16 protein-coding genes and 1 tRNA gene are annotated in these 14,885 nt (G+C 70.8%); 9 read left to right on the forward strand and 8 right to left on the reverse strand.

Annotation, left to right across the window (positions count from 1 at the left end; all coding sequences use genetic code 11):
- Positions 1–21: 21 nt before the first annotated feature.
- The gene (locus ACLNEE_RS09375; RefSeq protein WP_411423764.1) at positions 22–474 is read left to right on the forward strand and encodes a hypothetical protein; all 453 of its coding nucleotides are present in this window, start codon (positions 22–24) and stop codon (positions 472–474) included.
- A gap of 108 nt (positions 475–582) precedes the next feature.
- On the opposite strand, the gene ACLNEE_RS09380 is transcribed toward ACLNEE_RS09375, so the two are convergent.
- A tRNA-Arg gene (locus tag ACLNEE_RS09380) sits at positions 583–656 on the reverse strand.
- Positions 657–718: 62 nt separating this feature from the next.
- On the opposite strand from ACLNEE_RS09380, the gene recF reads away from it, so the two are divergent.
- Together recF and speD are read left to right on the forward strand one after the other, a co-directional pair.
- Positions 719–1,831 (forward strand): DNA replication/repair protein RecF, encoded by a 1,113-nt coding sequence (gene recF / locus ACLNEE_RS09385; protein WP_412007038.1) that lies wholly within the window; start codon positions 719–721, stop codon positions 1,829–1,831.
- A gap of 53 nt (positions 1,832–1,884) precedes the next feature.
- Positions 1,885–2,496 carry an adenosylmethionine decarboxylase gene (speD, locus tag ACLNEE_RS09390; RefSeq protein WP_412007026.1) on the forward strand — a complete coding sequence of 204 codons (612 nt, stop codon included), beginning with the start codon at positions 1,885–1,887 and terminating at the stop codon, positions 2,494–2,496.
- Between the two features lie 20 nt (positions 2,497–2,516).
- Here the strand turns inward: speD and larE are convergent, their stop codons facing one another.
- The gene (gene larE, locus ACLNEE_RS09395; RefSeq protein ID WP_411424729.1) at positions 2,517–3,368 is read right to left on the reverse strand and encodes an ATP-dependent sacrificial sulfur transferase LarE; all 852 of its coding nucleotides are present in this window, start codon (positions 3,366–3,368) and stop codon (positions 2,517–2,519) included.
- A gap of 158 nt (positions 3,369–3,526) precedes the next feature.
- Between larE and ACLNEE_RS09400 the strand changes: the two genes are divergently transcribed.
- Positions 3,527–4,738, forward strand: coding sequence for a cob(I)yrinic acid a,c-diamide adenosyltransferase (locus ACLNEE_RS09400; protein ID WP_412007027.1), 1,212 nt, complete (start codon positions 3,527–3,529; stop codon positions 4,736–4,738).
- A 101-nt stretch (positions 4,739–4,839) separates the two neighbouring features.
- Here ACLNEE_RS09400 and moeB read toward each other — a convergent pair whose 3' ends face one another.
- Together moeB and ACLNEE_RS09410 are read right to left on the reverse strand one after the other, a co-directional pair.
- Positions 4,840–6,012 (reverse strand): molybdopterin-synthase adenylyltransferase MoeB, encoded by a 1,173-nt coding sequence (moeB, locus tag ACLNEE_RS09405; RefSeq protein WP_411423302.1) that lies wholly within the window; start codon positions 6,010–6,012, stop codon positions 4,840–4,842.
- A 41-nt stretch (positions 6,013–6,053) separates the two neighbouring features.
- Positions 6,054–6,440 carry a M67 family metallopeptidase gene (locus tag ACLNEE_RS09410; protein WP_412007028.1) on the reverse strand — a complete coding sequence of 129 codons (387 nt, stop codon included), beginning with the start codon at positions 6,438–6,440 and terminating at the stop codon, positions 6,054–6,056.
- A 112-nt stretch (positions 6,441–6,552) separates the two neighbouring features.
- Between ACLNEE_RS09410 and ACLNEE_RS09415 the strand changes: the two genes are divergently transcribed.
- Positions 6,553–6,972, forward strand: coding sequence for a CAAD domain-containing protein (locus ACLNEE_RS09415; protein ID WP_412007029.1), 420 nt, complete (start codon positions 6,553–6,555; stop codon positions 6,970–6,972).
- A 103-nt stretch (positions 6,973–7,075) separates the two neighbouring features.
- On the opposite strand, the gene ACLNEE_RS09420 is transcribed toward ACLNEE_RS09415, so the two are convergent.
- Positions 7,076–7,969, reverse strand: a complete 894-nt coding sequence (locus ACLNEE_RS09420) for a fructosamine kinase family protein (protein WP_411423296.1) — start codon at positions 7,967–7,969, stop codon at positions 7,076–7,078.
- A 37-nt stretch (positions 7,970–8,006) separates the two neighbouring features.
- On the opposite strand from ACLNEE_RS09420, the gene crtD reads away from it, so the two are divergent.
- A complete protein-coding gene (gene crtD / locus ACLNEE_RS09425; protein ID WP_411423295.1) occupies positions 8,007–9,590 on the forward strand; it encodes a C-3',4' desaturase CrtD in 1,584 nt (527 codons plus the stop codon).
- Here crtD and ACLNEE_RS09430 read toward each other — a convergent pair.
- Positions 9,570–10,466, reverse strand: coding sequence for a prephenate/arogenate dehydrogenase (locus tag ACLNEE_RS09430; protein ID WP_411423294.1), 897 nt, complete (start codon positions 10,464–10,466; stop codon positions 9,570–9,572). The two genes, crtD and ACLNEE_RS09430, sit on opposite strands and share 21 nt — an antisense overlap.
- 59 nt (positions 10,467–10,525) lie before the next feature.
- On the opposite strand from ACLNEE_RS09430, the gene ACLNEE_RS09435 reads away from it, so the two are divergent.
- From ACLNEE_RS09435 to ACLNEE_RS09445, 3 genes are all read left to right on the forward strand, one after another.
- Positions 10,526–11,983, forward strand: a complete 1,458-nt coding sequence (locus ACLNEE_RS09435) for a hypothetical protein (protein ID WP_411423293.1) — start codon at positions 10,526–10,528, stop codon at positions 11,981–11,983.
- 69 nt (positions 11,984–12,052) lie between these two features.
- Entirely contained in the window at positions 12,053–12,292 is a 240-nt protein-coding gene (locus tag ACLNEE_RS09440; protein WP_411423292.1) for a DUF2839 domain-containing protein, read from the forward strand.
- Positions 12,293–12,393: 101 nt separating this feature from the next.
- Positions 12,394–12,765: a DUF1815 family protein gene (locus ACLNEE_RS09445; RefSeq protein ID WP_411423291.1), complete on the forward strand. Its 372-nt coding sequence runs from the start codon at positions 12,394–12,396 to the stop codon at positions 12,763–12,765.
- Positions 12,766–12,827: 62 nt separating this feature from the next.
- Here ACLNEE_RS09445 and recA read toward each other — a convergent pair whose 3' ends face one another.
- Positions 12,828–13,997, reverse strand: coding sequence for a recombinase RecA (gene recA, locus ACLNEE_RS09450; protein WP_411423290.1), 1,170 nt, complete (start codon positions 13,995–13,997; stop codon positions 12,828–12,830).
- Positions 13,998–14,116: 119 nt separating this feature from the next.
- Positions 14,117–14,884, reverse strand: coding sequence for an HAD family hydrolase (locus ACLNEE_RS09455; RefSeq protein ID WP_411423289.1), 768 nt, complete (start codon positions 14,882–14,884; stop codon positions 14,117–14,119).
- Position 14,885: the final 1 nt, after the last annotated feature.

Genomic DNA, 14,885 nt, shown 5'->3' on the forward strand with positions numbered 1-14,885 from the left:
GCGATCACCCTGGGCTCCCTGTTGATCCCCTTCCGTCCGCCAACCCCGCCCCCCCGTCTGCAGGAGGGCTACCGGCTCCTGCTCGATCCCTGGCCGGATCCGCGGGCCCTGAACCACCTGCTTGCGGCGGCCGGTGATGCCCCCCGGACTCCCGAGCGCTGGCAACGGGCCCTGGAGCGCAGCCTCTGGCACCTGGGCGTGGAGGATCCCCAGGGCCATCTGGTGGGCTTCGTGCGCGCCACCAGCGACCTGGCGCTCAACGCCAACCTCTGGGACCTGAGCACCGATCCGGCCGAGCCCACCCGGGACCAGGTGATGCTGGCGCTGGTGCAGGCCTCCCTGGCCCGGCTGCGGCGGGAACTCTCCGGCTGCAGCGTGTCCCTGTCGGCACCGCCGGGGTCGCTCAAGGCCCTCGAGCGCCAGGGGTTCATCGTGGATCCGGGCGGGATCCGGGCCATGGGGCTGTGGCTCTGACCGCGGGCCGTGGGCGGCCCAGCAACAAAAAAGCCTTCCGGTTCCGGCCGGAAGGTGAAAGTCCCGCAGCAGCGGGGAATGGGCGTCGAGGCCAGGGCGTGGGCTCAACGAGCATGGAGGGACTCGAACCCCCGACCCTCAGAACCGGAATCTGATGCTCTATCCAACTGAGCTACATGCCCACCACCGGGATTCGTTCCCGGAGGCCCTACCTTAGCCGCTCACCGCCTCGGGACCCATCCGGCTGCAACGCCTCGAGCTGCTGCAGTTCCGCAACATCGCGCGGCTCGACCTCAGCCTGGAGGCCCCCAGGTTGCTGGTGCTCGGGCCGAACGGCGAGGGAAAATCCAACCTGCTCGAATCCGTCGAGCTGCTGGGGTCCCTGCGCTCCCATCGCACGGGCTCCGATCGGGATCTGATCCAGCAGGGATGTCCGGCCGCCGTCGTGCGCGGCCGGACGGCGGCGGGGGACGAGCTGCAGCTCGAGCTGCGGCGCTCCGGCGGCCGCCAGGCCCGCCGCAACGGCAAGATCCTCGAACGCCAGCTGGATCTGCTGGGTTCCCTGCGCTGCGTCAGCTTCAGCGCCCTGGACCTGGACCTGGTGCGGGGGGAACCTGCCGGCCGTCGCCAGTGGCTGGACCGGGTGGTGCTCCAGCTCGAGCCGCTCTACGGCGACCTGCTGAGTCGTTACGGCAGGCTGCTGCGGCAGCGCAGCCAGCTGCTGCGACGCGGCCTGGGCGGCATGGAGCAGTCCGCCCTGCTCGACGCCTTCGACCTGCAGATGGCCACGGTGGGCACCCGGCTGCATCGCCGCCGCCACCGGGCCCTGCTGCGGCTGGAGCCGCTGGCGGCCGGCTGGCAGCGGCGTCTCAGCGGCGGCCGGGATGTGCTGGGGATCCGCTACCGCAGCGGAACCGTTCTCGAGGGCGAGGAGGCGGAGGCGCCCTGGCGTGAGGCCCTGGCGAGCCAACTCGCCGCCCAGAGACCGGAGGAACTCCGGCTGGGGCAGTGCACGGTGGGCCCCCACCGCGACGAGGTGATCCTGTCCCTGGGCCACCAGGAGGCCCGGCGCTACGGCTCGGCAGGCCAGCAGCGCACCCTGGTGCTCGCCCTCAAGCTGGCGGAGCTGGACCTGGTGAGGACCGTGGTGGGCGAGCCGCCCCTGCTGCTGCTCGACGACGTGCTCGCCGAGCTGGATCCGCACCGTCAGCAGCTCCTGCTCGAAGCGGTGGGAGAAGATCACCAATGCCTGGTGAGCGCGACCCATGTGGAGGCGTTCAGCGCCGGCTGGCGGGCGCGCTGTCAGATCGCACAGCTGCGGGCGGGGGGCCTGGTCACGGTCGAGGGTCCCACCTGATGCCGGAAGGGATCCGGGCGCGTATGGTGGGCTGCCTGTTCAGCTCACCCTTGATGACCCAAGGCCTGCCCTGCCTCCACCCCCACCCTGGATGGAGCGCCGACACACCCCCCCAGACCACGGACCACACCCCCACCCGCCCGATCATCGACACGCTGGCCACAGCTGAGACGCTGGCCACAGTCGACACGCTGGCCAAAGCCGAGACGCTGGCCAAAACCAGCAGCTCTGCCAACATCTCCGCCACGGTCGGCAAGCACTGCATCCTCGAGCTCTACGGCTGTGATCAGGCCAGGCTCGACGACGAAGCCTTCCTCCGGGACACCATCACCTCGGCAGCCCGACGGGCTGGTGCCACCCTCCTCAATCTGATCACCCACCGTTTCGAGCCCCAGGGCGTCACCGGCCTGGCCCTGCTGGCCGAATCCCACATCTCCATCCACACCTGGCCCGAGTCCGGCTACGCCGCCGTGGATGTGTTCACCTGTGGGGACCACACCATGCCCGAGCGCGCCTGCGCCGTGCTCGCCGACGAACTCGCCGCTGCCCACCACAAGCTCACCAGCTTCCGGCGCGAAACCCCCGCCGCGATCGCAGAAGTCGAGCGACAGCCGAGTCACGAGGCCCCACCCAGCCCACCGGCCGCGGCCGCCCTGGTGGCCTGAGGCGAAGCCCCGAAGGCTGCTCAGCCGCTGGCCGTTCCGGAGGCGCCTGGCTGGAGATCACGGTTGAGCTTGCCGCTCACCAGACCCTCCAGATCCAGGCTGACCGCCGTGAAGCCAAGCTGCCGGAAGGCTTCCACCAGCTCCCCTCGGGTGCCGGGATCCCTCCACAGCTCCAGGGCGGCGGACAGCTGCTCGGCAGGCAGTTCGATGCGGGCGGTCTGTCCCTGACAGCGCACCCGCAGTCGAGGCCAGCCCTCGGCATGCAGCCGGGCTTCCGCGGCGGCGACCCGCTCCAGCCGCTCCGCGGTGATCGGTTCTCCGTAGGGAAAACGGGAAGCCAGGCAGGGCTGGGCAGGCTTGTCCCACCAGGGCAGGCCAAGTGCCCGCGACAACCGGCGCACACCGGCCTTGTCGATTCCCAGCTCCGCCAGCGGTGAGCGCACGCCCTGCTCCTGGGCCGCGCGGATTCCGGGGCGATGGTCGCCCAGGTCGTCGCGGTTCACCCCATCGAGCACCACCGCGCCGCCGGCGGCTGCCGCGACGGGGGCCAGCAGCCGATGCAACTCCCGCTTGCAGGCGTAGCAGCGTTCGGAAGGATTGCTGGCATAGGCGGGATCGGCGAGCTCCGCGGTGGGCAACTCGCGATGCTCGATGCCCAGCCAGCGCGCCTGCACCGCCGCCTCCCGCCGCAGATGCGGGGCCAGCGCGGGGGAGATCCCGGTGATCGCCATGGCCCCCTCGCCGAGCTGTTCCACGGCAATGGCCGCCACCAGGGCACTGTCCACGCCTCCCGAATAGGCGACCGCGATGCGTGGCAGCGCAGCGAGGCTGGCGCGCAGATCCTCCAGACTCCGCTCGAGTTCGGGGGGCAGGCTCTCAAGCAGGGTGAAGGCCACGGGCGGGGTTCGGGGCAGGCCAGGGCGATGATCCTGGCAAGCAGGGGGGCCGGCCGGCGGGTCGGCACCCGGCCACACCCAGCCCCCTGGCACCGGGGGAGGCTGGGTAGCATCCCCTCGAACCCACCCAGCGCATGAGCCCGAGCCGCACGCAGACGCCGCATCGGGAGACGGGACGCAGCAGCGGGTCAGGCAGCACGACGGGCCGGGGTTCGGGCATCGGCATCCGGACGGCCGCCGGCAGCGATGAGCGGGCCCACGGCCAGCTGCACGTCTACGACGGGGATGGCAAGGGCAAGAGCCAGGCCGCCCTGGGGGTGGTGCTGCGCACGATCGGCCTGGGGATCTGCGAGCAGAAGCGCACCCGCGTGCTGCTGCTGCGGTTCCTCAAGGGCCCGGGCCGCGCCTACGACGAAGACGCCGCCATCGAAGCGCTCCAGCAGGGTTTCCCCCATCTGATCGACCAGGTGCGCACCGGCCGGGGCGACTTCTTCGGGGCAGACGAGGCCACCCGGTTCGATCGGCTGGAGGCCGAGCGGGGCTGGGACATCGCCAAGGGAGCCATCGCCAGCAACCTCTACTCCGTGGTGGTGCTCGACGAACTCAATCCCGTGCTGGACCTGGGGCTGCTGGATGCCGAACGGGTCTGCCAGACCCTGGCGGCCAAACCCGAGGGCATGGAGGTGATCTGCACCGGCCGGGGGGCGCCGCGCCAGCTGGTGCAGCTCGCCGATCTCCACTCGGAGATGCGGGCCCACCGGCGCCACGACGACTCCTCGGAGCTGGGCCAGGGCCTCGACGGGATCGAGATCTACACCGGGGAAGGCAAGGGCAAGTCGACCAGTGCCCTGGGCAAGGCGCTGCAGGCGATCGGGCGGGGCATCAGCCAGGACAAGAGCCACCGGGTGCTGATCCTGCAGTGGCTGAAGGGGGGAGCCGGCTACACCGAGGATGCCGCCATCGCCGCCCTCCGGGAGAGCTACCCCCACCTGGTGGACCATCTGCGGTCCGGGCGGGATGCCATCGTCTGGCGCGGACAGCAGCAGCCGATCGACTACGTGGAGGCCGAACGTGCCTGGGAGATCGCCCGGGCGGCGATCTCCAGCGGCCTCTACAAGACCGTGATCCTCGATGAGATCAACCCCACGGTCGACCTGGAGCTCCTGCCCCAGGAGCCCATCGTGCAGACCCTGCTGCGCAAGCCGGCGGAGACCGAGGTGATCCTCACCGGTCGCTGCAAGAACCGTCCGGCCTACTTCGATCTGGCCTCGGTGCACTCCGAGATGGTGTGCCACAAGCACTATGCCGAGCGGGGGATCGACCTCAAGCGCGGCGTGGATTACTGAGCCGATCGCCCGCCGACGGGCCGGCACCGCGGCAGGCGAACTGCGTCAGGCGATCAGTCAGTAGCGCTGGACTGAGGGGTCAGTAACGCTGGACCGTGGGGTCAGTAGCGCTGCACCGAGGGGTCGATCTCCTGGCTCCAGGCATCGATGCCGCCACTCACGTTGATCCCCTCGATGCCATGGCGCCCCAGGGCCAGCAGAGCCTTGGCACTGCGGCCCCCCAGCTTGCAGTGCACGAAGAGCTTCTTGCCTTCGGCCAGCCGGCGCACATCCTCGATCGCCTCGCCGCTCTCGATCCGATCGAGGGGCATCAGCACCGATCCGGGAATCACCGCGATGTCAGCCTCCGGAGGATTGCGGACATCGAGCAGCAGGATGTCCTCCAGCTGACCGTCGATCACGGTCTTGAGTTCCGCCACCGTGATGCTGGGCACACTGCCGGCCTCCTCCTGGCCGGGAGCGGTGCCGCCCACGCCGCAGAACTCCTGGTAGTCGATCAGCTCCTCGATCACGGGCCGCTCCGGATTGGGCCGCAGCTTGAGCTCGCGGAACTTCATGCCGAGCGCATCGAACAGCAGCAGCCGGCCACTGAGGGTGGTGCCGATGCCCGTGATGATCTTGACGGCCTCGGTGGCCTGGATCACGCCGATGATGCCGGGCAGCACCCCCACCACACCGCCTTCGGCGCAGGAGGGCACCATGCCCGGCGGCGGAGGCTCGGGGAAGAGGTCGCGGTAGTTCGGGCTCTCCGCATCGAGGTTGAAGACCGTCGCCTGTCCCTCGAAGCGGAAGATCGAGCCGTAGACGTTCGGCTTGCCCAGCAGCACGCAGGCGTCGTTGACCAGATAGCGGGTGGGGAAGTTGTCGGTGCCGTCGCACACGAGGTCGTAGGGCTCGATGATGCCCAGGGCGTTCTCGCTGGTCAGGGCCGTCTCGTAGAGGTCGACCTGGCAATGGGGGTTGATCTCCAGGATCCGGGCCTTGGCCGATTCGATCTTGGGCTTGCCCACCCAGCTGGTGCCGTGGATCACCTGACGCTGCAGGTTGGAGTGATCCACCACGTCGAAATCGACGATGCCGATCCGACCGACGCCGGCGGCGGCCAGGTAGAGCAGCAGGGGCGAGCCGAGGCCGCCGGTGCCGACGCAGAGCACGGAGGCGGCCTTGAGGCGCTTCTGTCCCTCCATGCCCACCTCGGGAAGGATCAGGTGACGGGAAAAGCGGGCCACCTCATCGGGGCTCAGCTGAACGTCGGTGGTGTCGGGGGGGAGCATCGGCAACGGCGAGGCTGCGGCAGCCCAGGCCACAGACCAGATCAAGCATCCATTCTCCATGGCAACGGCTGGGGCTGACGATCCGTGTCGTCCAGCCACCAGGCGGCGAGGTCGCCGTCCGCCGCGAGAATCAGCATCAGGGCTGGGGCCAGGGTCAGGGCGCAGTCGGTGGGGGAGGGAACCGCCTGTCCGCTGGGGTGGCTGTGGGCGGCGCCGAGCACGGCCAGCCCCCGCTGCCGGGCCCACTTCTGGGCCAGCAGCTGCTCCCTGGGATCGATGGCGAAGCGGCGACGGCGCTCGGCGGGCTCCGGCCAGGTGTTGAGACAGGGCCAGATGCGCTGCCCATGCCAGGGCACCGCGGCGCCGTGGGGCGAGCCGCGACGACCCAGCAGCAGGGCACAGCCCTCCTCCGGTGCCGCGCAGGTCAACACCCGGCGCAGAACGATGAGCGGCCCATGATCAAGGCGTAGCTCGGTTGGCGCGGCGAAGGGCACCCCGATACCTTATGAAGCGTTGCGATCCGGAGCCCAGCGCAGGTCCATGAACGACACCACCACCGAAGCGGTTCAGACCGGCGAAGCGGACCACAGCGGGGAAGCACCCACCACGGGCGTGTTCACCCAGGACACCGCCAGCGGTGAGGCCGACGGGGGCGTCAACTTCACCGAGCGCTACAGCGAGATTCTGGGCAAGGTGAACCAGACCCTGGACCAGGTCGACTGGAGCCAGATGGGCCGGATCGGCAAGGCCAGCGGCATCATCCTGGCCGTGATCATTGCCCAGATCCTGATCAAAGGGGTCCTGGACACCATCAACCTGCTGCCGATCGTGCCCGGCCTGCTGGAACTGCTGGGCCTGGTGGTCGTCGGCCAGTGGAGCTGGACCAACCTCACCACCAGCGAGAAGCGCAGCGCCGTGGTGGCGCGGCTGCAGGGCCTCCGCAAGGAGTACCTGGGCTGAGTCTCCGAGAGTCCAGCAGGGGGCAGGCGCCTGGGACCGGGTCCCCGGCGGTTCAGCGGAAGGGCAAGGCCGGGGTGGGCCAACCGTTCGCTCCAACCGTTCCTCAGGCGCGGCCCACCAGCCTGTCGACCACGGCCTGGGCCTGGCGGAGGTAGCCCCCGCCGAACAGGTTCGCGTGGTTGAGCAGGTGGTACAGGTTGTAGATCTCACAGCGCCGCTCCGCCCCCGGCGGGAGCGGCCACTCCCGGCTGTAGCCCTCGAAGAAGGCCTGGGGAAACCCTCCGAACAGGCCGGCCATCGCCAGATCCACCTCCCGATCCCCCCAGTAGCAGGCCGGATCGAAGATCGCCCCACCGCCGCCCGCCACCAGGCCGGCGTTGCCGCACCAGAGATCCCCGTGCACCAGCACCGGCTCACAACCGTGGGCCTCCACCCAGTCCGGCAGATGCTCCAGGAGTTCTGCGGCGCCATGCAGGGCCAGGCCAGCCGCCGCCGCCCACTCCAGCTGGGGCCTCAGGCGGCATTCCGCGAAGAAACTGGCCCAGCCGCTGCGCCAGCCATTGCGCTGGGGTGCTGAGCCGATGAAGTTGTCGGTCTCCAGGCCGAAGCCACGGCCGCCGTGGTCGGCACCGCTGGCTCTGTGCAGCCGGGCCAGGCCGCGTCCCAGCTGACTCCAGTCGCCGTTCCGGCCCGTCAGCTCCAGCCAGGGCAGCACCAGCACGGCCCGCTCCCCCGCCACCCCGAGGGCCAGGGGGCGGGGCACCAGCAGATCCGCCGGGGCCCAGCGGGCGAGGGCCTCCAGACCATGGGCCTCGGCCTCGAGCAGGGCCAGCGCCTCCGCGCGGTTGGTCTTGGCGAACAGGCGGCTCCCATCCGCACAGACCAGCTGCCAGGCCTGGTGGATGCAGCCACCTCCCACCGGCCGCAGATCCCTCAGCTGGCGGCCCAGCCTCGGCTCCAGCCAGGCCGCCAGGGGTTGGAGGGGCAGGCCGGTCACGGCACCGGGGGCGTCATCTGCCTGCCAGCATGCCGCGATGGATCAGGGGGTGGACGCGGTTGTGGTGGGGGCCGGCATCGCCGGCCTCACGGCCGCCGCCCTGCTGGCGCACGAAGGCCTGCAGGTCGAACTGCTGGAGGCCCATGGCCAGAGTGGCGGCTGTGCCGGCACCTTTCGCCGCGGCCCCTACGTGTTCGATGTGGGCGCGACCCAGGTGGCTGGCCTCGAACCCGGTGGCAGCCACGCGCGGATCTTCCGCCATCTCGGCCTCGACCTCCCCGCCGCCACCCCCCTCGACCCCGGCTGCGTGGTGCACCTCGGGGATGGCAGCCGTCCCGTGAGCCTGTGGCGGAACCCCCAGCGCTGGCGGGAGGAGCGCTCCAGGCAGTTCCCGGGGAGTGAGGCCTTCTGGCAGCTGTGCAGCCGGATCCACGCGGCCAATTGGTCGTTCGCGGGTCGGGATCCGGTGCTGCCGCCCCGCAGCCCGTGGGACCTGGCCCGCCTGCTGGGCGCTCTCGGCCCCGGCAACCTGGCCACCAGCCTGCTGCTGGGGGCCACCGTGGCCGACCTGCTGAGGCTCTGCGGCTGCAGTGGGGATCTCCGCCTGCGGCGCTTCCTGGATCTGCAGCTGCGGCTCTATTCCCAGGAACCCGCCGATCGCACGGCGGCGCTCTATGGCGCCACGGTGCTGGCGATGGCCCAGGAACCCCACGGCCTCTGGCATCTGCACGGCTCGATGCAGAACCTGAGCACCGCGCTGGAACAGGCCCTCAGCGCCGCAGGGGGGAGGATCAGGCTCCGCCACCGGGTGGAGCACCTCCAGCGGCACGGCGGGCGCTGGCGGGTGCAGGGCCACCGGCAGGGCGATGGACGCGGGCCGGTGCCGTTCCACTGCGAGGCCGCCGATGTGGTGCTGGCGATTCCGCCCCAGGGCCTGCCTGCCCTGCTCGGCGCGGAGGCGCTGCCGGGCTCCTACCGCGCTCGTCTGACAGGCTTGCCCGATCCCTCGGGAGCCCTGGTGCTGTACGCCGCCGTCGATCGCCGGGCGCTGCCGCAGGACTGTCCAGGCCATCTGCAGACGGACTGGCCCGATCCCGGCCCTCTCTTCCTCTCGGTGAGCCAGCCGGGTGATGGCCGCGCTCCGGAGGGCCAGGCCACGGTGATCGCCAGCGTGTTCACCCCAGCCCGTCCCTGGTTCGGCCTGGAACCCGGGGCCTACCGCGCCGCCAAGCGTGAGGCCCTGGACGGCATCCAGCGGGGGGTCGCCCAGCTGCTGGGGCTCGCCCCGGCGGATTGGCGGCACGTGGAGCTGGCCACCCCACGGGGATTCGCCCGCTGGACAGGCCGACCCTTCGGCTTCGTGGGAGGACTGGGCCAGCGCCCCGGCAGCTTCGGCCCCTTCGGCCTGGCGAGTCGCACCCCTCTGGAGGGCCTCTGGCTCTGCGGGGATGCGATTCATCCGGGCGAGGGCACCGCAGGCGTCAGCCTCTCGGCGCTGATGGCCTGCCGCCAGCTGCTGGCCCGCCGCGGCCGGAACCTGGTGCTCGGCGGCACGCCCGCGACGGCTGCCCCCCGGCGGGAGCGGGAACTGAGCGGCGCCTCAGAGGAAGCCGGGGCGTAACTGCTGGCAGTCGCTGAGCTCAATGTGGAGCTCCTCCCAGGCGGCCTGCTCCAGGTGGTCGTCCAACCGATCCAGGCTGAGGCGGTAGGCGGCCAGGGCGTCGCGCAGCGCCGATCGGTTGCAGCGGGCCATCAGCGTGCCGAGCTCCGGATTGCCCCCTCCCACCCGGGTGGTGTCGGCAAACCCACTGGAGGCCAGCGCCCTGACCAGCGCCGGCAGGTCACCCCCCTGCTGACACGCCGCGCGGTCGACGCCCTGGATCAGGGCCGCACCGACCAGCACGGGCAGATGGGAGATCAGGGCGACCGCCCGGTCGTGACTCTCCGCCGGACAGCACAGCCAGCGGGCCCCCAGCCGGCCAGCCAGAGCGGCCACCTGTGCCAGCGCCGCCGGATCGGTGTCCTGGCGAGGGGTCGCCACCCAGGGACGTCCAGCGAAGAGACCGCGCTCACCGGCCTCCACCCCCGCCGCCGCCGTTCCGGCCATGGGATGGCTGGCCACAAACCGGGGATGCAGCGCCCCCCAGCGATCCAGCACGGGCGCCTTGACCGACCCCACATCCGTCACCACCGCCGCGGGGGGCAGCGCCGCCTGCAGGGCCGGATCGGGATCGAGCAGCCGATCCAGCGGCAGGGCGAGGACCACCAGGGCGCATCCCTGCAGGATCTGCGGGTCGAGGCTGACCGCCGTGGCCAGTCCCCGTGCCAGCGCCCGCTCGGCGGTGGCCGCACGGTGCACCAGGGCCCGCACCTCCACCCCCTGGGCCAGGAGGTCGAGCCCCAGGGAGCCCCCGATCAGGCCAAGTCCCACGATGCCCACGGGCCCCTGGAGGGGCTCATGGGCCGGCTCCGCGTCTGAAACCAGCCGGGCTGTCATCGCTGCTGCAGTGCCGCTGAGCCAGCTTCCTACGATTCAGTCCCATCGGCTGACGGCGGATGCTTGAGGCCCACGCCCACCACCAGCTCAAGGCGCTGCTGCGGCGTGAAGGCAGGGAGCGCTGGCCTCACCACCTGAGTCTCTGCCGCCTGGTCGCCCGCAGCCTGCGCCGCGGGGATCAGACCCTGGTGCGGCTGGCCCCTGGGAGTGATCCGAGCTGGCTGGTCGGGCTGCTGGTGCCCCTGGCCCTGAGCGATGCCCCGGTGGCCCTGGTGCTGAGCGAAACCCTGCGCCAGCGGGTGCTGCAGGTGGAACTTCCCCGGCTGGTCGAGCCGGAGGCCGGACTGCTGCTGCCTTTCTACGAAGGTGAGCAGCCAGGGTCGGCACGGGTGTGGCTGCTGAGCCACCACCAGCTGGTTGAGGCCTGGCGCCGGGGGCAGCTGGGGCAGCGCCAGCTGGTGATCCCGGAAGCCGAACACCTCGATGCCCGCCTGCGGAAGGCCCTGGCGCTCAGCATCGGGCCGGCGGACTGGGAGCGCCTGACCCGCGCCCACCCCGCCGCCGCCTCGAGCCTGCTGGAGCTGCATGGCCGCATCGGCCGCCAGGTGATGGCCCATCCCCGCAGCCACCACCGCCCCGTCGGCCTGGCCCCGGAAGACGAGGCCCCGCTGCGCCAGATGCTGGCCCTGCTGCATCCCCTGCCCGAGCCGTGGAACACCTGGCTGGAAACCGGGAGAGAGAACTGGACCACCTGGGCCACCCGCACCCCTGAGCGCCTGGAGTGGTCCCTGCACCGCCAACCCCTGGAACCGCTCCAGGTGCTGCAGGGCCTGCTGGCGGATCGCGGGGCGGTGCTGCTGGGGGAGATGGTCGGCCCCCGGCTCCACGGCGGCCGCTCGAACGGTGCGCCGCTGGGCCTCTCCCCCACCGTGAGCGTCGATCTGGGCGATCCCCCCCTGGCCGACCCGCTCCCCCTGTACGCGCCCCTCCGCCAGCCCCTGCCCAACAGCCCCCACTTTCCCGACCACCTCTTGGAGCAGGGTCGCCGACTGGTGCTGGGGCAGGCCGGCCTGACGCTGGTGCTGCTGGATGACGAGGGACTGCGCCTTTCGCTCACCAGTGGCCTCGCGGCCGAGTTCGGCAGCCGCGTGGAGCACGAGAGCACCGCACCGGAGAGCAACGGGGTGGTCTGTGGCCGCTGGAGCTGGTGGCTCGACCACCAGTCCAGGCTGCCGCTGCCGGACCAGATCGTGGTCGGGCTGTTGCCCATCGCCAGCCTGGAGGACCCGCTCACCGCCGCCCAGGTGCAGGCCCTGCGCTGCCAGGGGCGGGACTGGTTCCGCGAACGGCTGCTGCCGGACGGACTCACGCGTCTGCAGCTCGGTGTGGCGGGACTGCGCCGGCAGGGCGGGCGCCTCGCCATCCTCGATGGCCGTCTGCGGGGCCGCAGCTGGGGCCAGGACGTCCTGAAGGCCCTCGAGCCCTGGGTCAACCTGAGCCGGCTGCTCCCCCACTGACTTCCACACGGGGCCGGACCAGGCAGGCGTGTCCTCCTAGCCTGAAGCCGCAACAGGCACGAACCGGGCATGGGGGAAGCGAGGCGCCGCAGCATCCAGGGGCTGCCACCGAAGGCACCGAAACGCACCAAACCGGACGACTCCCCCCGGGTCGCCCCGTGGCTGCCCCTCACCCGACTTCAGGCCGATCGCTTCGTCTCCCTCACCACCCGGGGGGCCTGGGTGGGCATCGCCGCCCTGGTGCTGTTCTGGGTGACCGTGCGCTTCATCGGCCCCGCAGCGGGATGGTGGACCCTCGCGGATGGGTGAGCCCAGCCCGGCCCTGATCGGCCCTCCTCAGCGTTGGTAGGCATTCATACCCACGAGAAACGGAAGAAAAGATTAGATTCGTCCGATATGCAGCTGGTTCCATGTTTCCCCGGCTCGCGGAGCAGTACCGCTCCGTCGTCCATGATCTGGTCATGAGCCTGCAGGCCCTGGCCCGCAGCCTCCAGGCCCGCGGCCTGCCGGCCAGCTGCTACGTGTGTGGCGATGGCCGTGATGGCCATGGGGCCTCCTTCGTTGCCAACCTGGGAGCCAACCACATGGTCCGGTTTCTGGTCTCCGATTTCGGGATCAGCTGGGTGGAGTCCCGCAACGGCCACGAGCTCGTCAAGCTGGAAGGGGCTGAAGCCATCCAGGAGCTCCAACGCGTTGCACAGGTGCTCCAGGAGCCCGGGGACCTTCCCGAGAGCCTGGAGGTGACCACAGCCCCGGGCCCCTTGAGCACGGGCGGGAGCTGACGACCGGCCGGCACGCCTTCAACGACGAGGACGGCCTGGCAACGGGGACAAGCTGCCCCGCTTCAGCCTGCGGCCGGGAGAGGCTCCTCCAGATCGGAGGTCGCGGTGACGCCCGTGGCCGCGGCGGCCTTGGCGGCAGCCGCCAACGGCTTCATCGAGTTGGCCGTCACCTCGGAGCCCTCGGTGAGCTTCTGGCGGGTGAGCTGCTCGATGCGCTCTTTGGCTTCCGGATTCTGCTCCAGCCAGGTGATCGTGTTGTCGCGACCCTGGCCGATGTTGTCCCCGTCGTAGCTGTACCAGGCCCCCTTGCGGGTCACCACAGCGGTTTCCTCGGCGAGGTCGAGCAGGCAGCCCAGGGTGCTGATGCCCCGCCCGAACAGGATGTCGAATTCCGCAATCCGAAAGGGTGGAGCCACCTTGTTCTTGGCCACCTTGACCTTGGCCCGGATGCCGTACTCCTCGGTGCCGCGCTTGAGGGTCTGGATGCGGCGGATGTCCAGCCGCACCGAGGCATAGAACTTCAGGGCATTGCCGCCCGTGGTGGTTTCGGGATTGCCGTAGGTGACGCCGATCTTCTGACGCAGCTGGTTGAGGAAGATCACCGTGCAGCCCGACTTGCCGATGTTGCCCGTGATCTTGCGCATCGCCTGGCTCATCAGACGGGCCTGGCTGCCCACGGCCAGATCGCCCATCTCACCTTCGATCTCCGCCCGCGGCGTCAGGGCCGCGACCGAATCGACCACGACGATGTCGACCGCGGCGGAACGGACCAGTTGGTCCACGATCTCGAGGGCCATTTCACCGGTGTCCGGCTGAGACACCAGCAGGTTTTCGATGTCGACCCCCAGCGAGGCGGCATAGACCGGATCGAGGGCATGCTCGGCGTCCACGAAGGCCGCGACGCCGCCACGCTTCTGCACCTCCGCGATGGCATGGAGCGTGAGGGTGGTCTTACCGGAGCTCTCCGGTCCGTAGACCTCCACCACCCGACCCTTGGGATAGCCGCCGCCGAGGGCCAGGTCGAGGGTGAGCGCCCCGGTGGAGATCGTTTCCACCCGCATCCGCGAGGCATCCCCGAGCCGCATGATCGACCCCTTGCCGAAGTTCCGCTCGATCTGATTCAGCACCAGACCCAGCGCCTTGTCCCGCTCGGCGGCAGCCCGGGCATCGGCGGCGTTGGAGGCCGGTGCACCGGACGAGGTGAACGCAGCGGCCTTGGATTCAGCAGGCATGGGGAATCAGGGGAATGTATGGAACGGGCCGCGGAGCCATCCTGCGACCTCCAGGAAGCAAGTGCCACCAAAGGGAGCCGGCGTCTCAATCGCGCTTAGTACAGGCGTACTCTAGCGGTTCAGATCCAGTCCGCCAGGGGGGCGGCGAACCGAGCCGGCTCCAGCCAGCCGATGCCGGCCGGCAGATCCCGCTGGTCATCGGGGCCGAGATAGCCCCAGCTGACCAGGAAACAGCGCACCGGTGCCAGCTCCGGATCGGCCCGCACGACCTCCAGGGTGGGGCGACGATCCTCGACGAACCACACCGGGTCGCGACGCTTCAGCAGCTGGCGCAGCACCGCGGGCTTGCTGCCGTGCTCGTGGCCGTAGAGGGCCCAGGGTTCGAGCCCGGCGGCGGCGAGGATCTGGCCGGCGAACACGCCCCCCTTGGTGGTGAGCACCGCCCAGTCGACCCCCTCATGGGCCAGCCCCCGCAGGCGCTCCACCACACCCGGGTAGAAGCGGTGGAGGCCCAGCCAGGCCGGCAGATCGGCCGCGATCGCCTCGGCGCGCACCTGTTCGAGGCACTCCTGGAGGAGGGTCGCGTCCCAGCCCCAGCGCTGCAGGGCTTCCGCCACGGCCGAGCCGTAATCACCGAGGAGCCGCGCGAGCTGGAGGTCAGGCCGCGCGAGCTCGGCGGCCATGAGCACCATCTCCCAGCCCTGATGGATCAGGGGCCGCAGCCGGGCGAAGGCGGGCGGAGCGACGGTCGGCAGATCGAGGCCCGGAGCCAGCCGGAGGGCGGCGCTGCGGGCGGCCCACCAGTACTCGGCCATGCCGTCCACCAGCACCCCGTCAAAGTCGAAGACCAGCAGGGGGGAGGCTCCGGAAGGGAACGGTTGCGGCAAG

This window comes from Aphanothece stagnina RSMan2012, from assembly GCF_046764815.1.
Lineage (GTDB): Bacteria > Cyanobacteriota > Cyanobacteriia > PCC-6307 > Cyanobiaceae > NIES-981.

What these genes read in the sequence shown, in the direction of transcription:
- speD (WP_412007026.1), top strand. Translation starts at nt 1,885, where the DNA reads ATGACCCAAGGCCTGCCCTGCCTCCACCCCCACCCTGGATGGAGCGCC.
- ACLNEE_RS09440 (WP_411423292.1), top strand. Translation starts at nt 12,053, where the DNA reads ATGGGGGAAGCGAGGCGCCGCAGCATCCAGGGGCTGCCACCGAAGGCA.
- crtD (WP_411423295.1), top strand. Translation starts at nt 8,007, where the DNA reads ATGGATCAGGGGGTGGACGCGGTTGTGGTGGGGGCCGGCATCGCCGGC.
- ACLNEE_RS09435 (WP_411423293.1), top strand. Translation starts at nt 10,526, where the DNA reads ATGCTTGAGGCCCACGCCCACCACCAGCTCAAGGCGCTGCTGCGGCGT.
- ACLNEE_RS09445 (WP_411423291.1), top strand. Translation starts at nt 12,394, where the DNA reads ATGTTTCCCCGGCTCGCGGAGCAGTACCGCTCCGTCGTCCATGATCTG.
- moeB (WP_411423302.1), bottom strand. Translation starts at nt 6,012, where the DNA reads ATGCTCCCCCCCGACACCACCGACGTTCAGCTGAGCCCCGATGAGGTG.
- ACLNEE_RS09400 (WP_412007027.1), top strand. Translation starts at nt 3,527, where the DNA reads ATGAGCCCGAGCCGCACGCAGACGCCGCATCGGGAGACGGGACGCAGC.
- ACLNEE_RS09415 (WP_412007029.1), top strand. Translation starts at nt 6,553, where the DNA reads ATGAACGACACCACCACCGAAGCGGTTCAGACCGGCGAAGCGGACCAC.
- ACLNEE_RS09430 (WP_411423294.1), bottom strand. Translation starts at nt 10,466, where the DNA reads ATGACAGCCCGGCTGGTTTCAGACGCGGAGCCGGCCCATGAGCCCCTC.
- recA (WP_411423290.1), bottom strand. Translation starts at nt 13,997, where the DNA reads ATGCCTGCTGAATCCAAGGCCGCTGCGTTCACCTCGTCCGGTGCACCG.